3 protein-coding genes and 1 pseudogene are annotated in these 3,912 nt (G+C 46.6%); all 4 read left to right on the forward strand.

The genetic code is table 11. The features are described from left to right. Positions 1 to 407 precede the first annotated feature (407 nt). Positions 408 to 782, forward strand: coding sequence for a hypothetical protein (locus J0895_RS17815; protein WP_207089355.1), 375 nt, complete (start codon positions 408 to 410; stop codon positions 780 to 782). A 157-nt stretch (positions 783 to 939) separates the two neighbouring features. Further along, positions 940 to 2,304 carry a ribosome biogenesis GTPase Der gene (gene der, locus J0895_RS17820; protein ID WP_207089356.1) on the forward strand — a complete coding sequence of 455 codons (1,365 nt, stop codon included), beginning with the start codon at positions 940 to 942 and terminating at the stop codon, positions 2,302 to 2,304. Between the two features lie 173 nt (positions 2,305 to 2,477). After that, positions 2,478 to 3,467: an energy-coupling factor transporter transmembrane component T family protein gene (locus J0895_RS17825; RefSeq protein WP_207089357.1), complete on the forward strand. Its 990-nt coding sequence runs from the start codon at positions 2,478 to 2,480 to the stop codon at positions 3,465 to 3,467. Next, positions 3,455 to 3,912 (forward strand): annotated as a pseudogene (locus J0895_RS17830) (anthranilate synthase component I); the annotation flags it as partial. The gene J0895_RS17825 and the pseudogene J0895_RS17830, both read left to right, overlap by 13 nt.

Here is a 3,912-nt window from a genome sequence, read left to right on the forward strand (position 1 = left end):
GCGGAACAGGAAAAACAGCGTGCGGAACAGGAAAAACAACGAGCGGAACAGGAAAAACAGCGAGCGGAAGCGGCAGAACGGAAAGCGGCACGATTAGCGGAACGTTTGCGATCGCTAGGAATTGACCCGGATGCGGAGGGGGATATCTAAGGCGATCGCCCCTGCATCTGTGCGAATCCACAAACCAAAAGCGATCCCGATTGGGGGCGCTTTTTTATTTGCAGCTCAAATTAAACCGAAATTCCGTGATAAATTCCTCCTTTAAAATGAATCCTACCTCCGCCGGATTTGTTCTGTAGATAGACTCCTGGATTTGTTGATTTTTGCCAGCTTATTCATTAATCCAACCGCTGAAATGTGATATAATTATCCATGCCAATTATAGAATATGACCCCTCAAAATACTCATGAAAATTCATCAAATATCCCTGGGCTTGAGCTTCGTATCCCTAATCGGGCTGATCGGCTGTACTGAACAGACAACGGGCAGAATTTGCGAATATGACCCGGCATCGGGACAACCGAATCCATTGGGGGAACAAGCGAGTTTCAGGATTCGAGAACAAGGGGGAGATACGATTTTTACTTATCAACCCGACCCCAGCGAAATGCTAGATCAGACGGTAGAACTCTCAGGAAGACGAGAGTTAACCTATAGAAATACTGACTTAGATACTGCCCGAGTCATATTGATTCAAAACCCCGAACACTATAAGCGACTTATTGACAAAGAAAGCACCGAATATTTTGCGGCAGTGAATGAAAGTTTAACCTGTCGGTAAGAGGAAAAGCTATCAAAGAGTCCGAGTCAGCTTGAGAGGGGAAGCCCCAGGGTAAAGATGCGAGATAATTAATGAGCGTAGCGATCGCATCGATTCGCTATAATAAAAAAATAAACAGATAAGATTGCTTCGCTCAATCTCAGGAACCTTCATCTCTATGGCTTTACCTATAGTTGCTATTATCGGACGCCCTAACGTGGGCAAATCAACCCTTGTCAATCGGATTGCTGGGGGTAAACAGGCGATCGTCCATGACGAACCGGGAGTCACCCGCGATCGCACCTATCGAGATGCCTTCTGGCAAGACCGAGACTTTCAGATCGTTGATACCGGCGGATTAGTCTTTGATGATGAGACCGAATTTTTACCCCTAATTCGAGAACAAGTCCTGGCAGCGCTGTCTGAATCTAGCGTTGCGCTATTTGTGGTAGATGGACAACTAGGGGTCACCGAAGCCGATCGCGAAATTGCCAACTGGTTGCGTCATCAAAAAGTTCCGGTTGTCCTGGCCGTGAATAAATGTGAATCCTTAATGGAAGGATTGACCCAAGCGGCAGAATTTTGGGAATTAGGCATGGGTGAACCTTATCCCGTTTCGGCCATTCACGGTAGTGGAACGGGAGATTTATTAGATATCGTCATTCCCCACTTGCCTCCGACTTCGGAAATCGAAGAAACGCCGGAAATTAAAGTGGCGATCGTCGGACGTCCCAATGTCGGCAAATCGAGCTTACTCAATGCCTTTGTGGGAGAAAATCGGGCCATTGTCAGTCCAATTTCTGGAACGACTCGCGACAGTATCGATACCTTTGTGGAACGGAACGGAAAAACCTACCGAATTATCGATACCGCCGGGATTCGTAAAAAGAAAAATGTGGAATATGGACCGGAATTTTTTGGCATCAACCGGGCATTTAAAGCGATTCGTCGGGCGGATGTAGTGCTGTTGGTGATTGATGCCGTGGATGGGGTGACGGAACAGGACCAAAAACTGGCTGGACGAATCGAAGAAGAAGGACGCGCCTGCGTCATGGTCATCAACAAATGGGATGCGATCGAGAAAGATTCCTATACCATTTATGACTATGAACGGGATATCAAAAGTCGTCTCTATTTCCTAGAATGGGCGGAAGCAATTTTTGTCAGTGCCGTCACTGGAAAACGAGTGGAAAATATCCTGGATTTAGTTGATAAATCGGCGGAAGAACATAGTCGTCGGGTTTCGACTTCGGTGATTAATGAAGTGTTAAAAGATGCCTTGCATTGGCATAGTCCTCCGACCAGTCGCCAAGGAAAACAGGGCAAAATCTATTATGGAACTCAGGTTACCAGTCAACCTCCCACCATTGCCTTGTTTGTGAATGACCCGAAACGATTTAACGATAATTATCGCCGTTATATCGAACGTCAATTCCGTGAACAATTGGGATTTACCGGCAGTCCATTACGGTTGTTATGGCGGGGTAAAAAAGCCCGTGATTTTGAAGATAACAATACCACCAATCGAGCCGTTAAAGTTTAGGTTTTCCAATAACCGGCTATTGTGTAGGGGATTCGTTCATTAAGTTTCCCTACAAAAACCCAGCTATTCCTCGTGGGGGCAATTAATGAATTTCCCCTACAAAAAGGCATGGCAAAACCGAATCCTTGGGACTGCGGTTTTGGACTCTACGAAAATTTACTTTCTCAAATCCGATGGATTTACTGCGATCGCTGCCTATCGGCTTGTATTTAGAACAACCCATTACCTGGTTACATCACTTAGATGCGCGAGTCAAACTAATTTGGTTGATGAGCTTTTTAATTGCGCCAGTCTTAGCGAATCCCATTTGGCGGATTGGGTTAGTTCTGCTACTAATTTTGATTACGATTAGTGCCTTAATCCCCCTGCGAGTCTGGCGCAAACAAATGGGGTTGTTGTTAACCCTGTCTCTGTTAATTTGCCTCATTACAGCGATCGCGCCCGATGGACTGCCGGTGGAACACCAACCCCGTCTCCCCTCCCAAGAACTCACCTTCGATCGTCAACCTCTCACCCTCCCTCCAACCCCGACCCGAAATCCGTGGTACAATCCCTTTGGCTGGGGTCAAAAAACCACCGAACCCGAGGAGACAATTGACAGTGAACTCCCCCAACCCACGGATTACCGTTATGTTCTATTTGAGCAAGGGCGGTTTACGATTACCCGTCGTTCTCTGGATTTAGGAATCCGGATCAGCACCTTATTTTTTACCCTAATTTATAGCACCAATCTGTACCTGCTCACTACGGCACCCGAAGAGATTACTGCGGGAATTGAAGATTTAATGAGTCCCCTGAGACGGTTTAATATCCCCACAACAGAAATTGCCCTAACCCTAACATTATCCCTGCGGTTTATCCCCCTGGTATTAGAAGAAGTTCAGAACTTAATTCGTTCCGTGCGAACTCGGGCAATTAATTGGAAAAAATTGGGCTTGCGGGGAACGACTAAAGTATGGTTTACTGTAGTAGAAAGGTTGCTAGAAAATCTGCTATTGCGGGCTCAACAAATTGCTGGAGGGATGCAGGTGCGAGGATTTACTAGCCCGAATACCCATCGGGTGCAGTGGCATCCGTTACAACTGAGAAATGGAGACTGGGTGGCGATCGCCATATTGTTTGGATTTTGGGGGATGCGTTTTATCTGGGGATGGCAAGCGTGAACCCATTCAATCATGAACCCATCGCCCCTTGGTATTGGCGATCGCTGCCCTTAAAACAGCGGACTGGAACCCAAGTATTTGAAGCGCTTTTTCTAATTCCCCCATCCCAAAACCAGCAACCAGAAGCGGCGATCGCCACCCTCCTAGAAAGTCCTTATCCGACTCCCACTCCCATCCCAGAAGCGAGATATTCTATCTGTGCCGGTGCACCGAGATGGATTGACAATTGTCATCAAGTATGGACTCCAAAAGTTGGAGAAATTCTGCCCAGTTTGCGGCAACTGCTTAAGCGCAAAAAGCTAGAGCATTCTGAAACAATTCAAGAACTTGCTACTCTTCAAGTCCTGAATCGCGATGATGTTCCCTTCACGGGAGGATGGTTAGGATGGTTGGGGTATGATTTAGCTTGGGAAATTGAAAAACTCCCTCATTTGAATGATGATCC

This window comes from Phormidium pseudopriestleyi FRX01 (assembly GCF_017313335.1).
Lineage (GTDB): Bacteria > Cyanobacteriota > Cyanobacteriia > Cyanobacteriales > Laspinemataceae > Laspinema > Laspinema pseudopriestleyi.

Coding starts and splice junctions, on each gene's coding strand:
- der (WP_207089356.1), top strand. CDS start 940: ATGGCTTTACCTATAGTTGCTATTATCGGACGCCCTAACGTGGGCAAA.
- J0895_RS17815 (WP_207089355.1), top strand. CDS start 408: ATGAAAATTCATCAAATATCCCTGGGCTTGAGCTTCGTATCCCTAATC.
- J0895_RS17825 (WP_207089357.1), top strand. CDS start 2,478: ATGGATTTACTGCGATCGCTGCCTATCGGCTTGTATTTAGAACAACCC.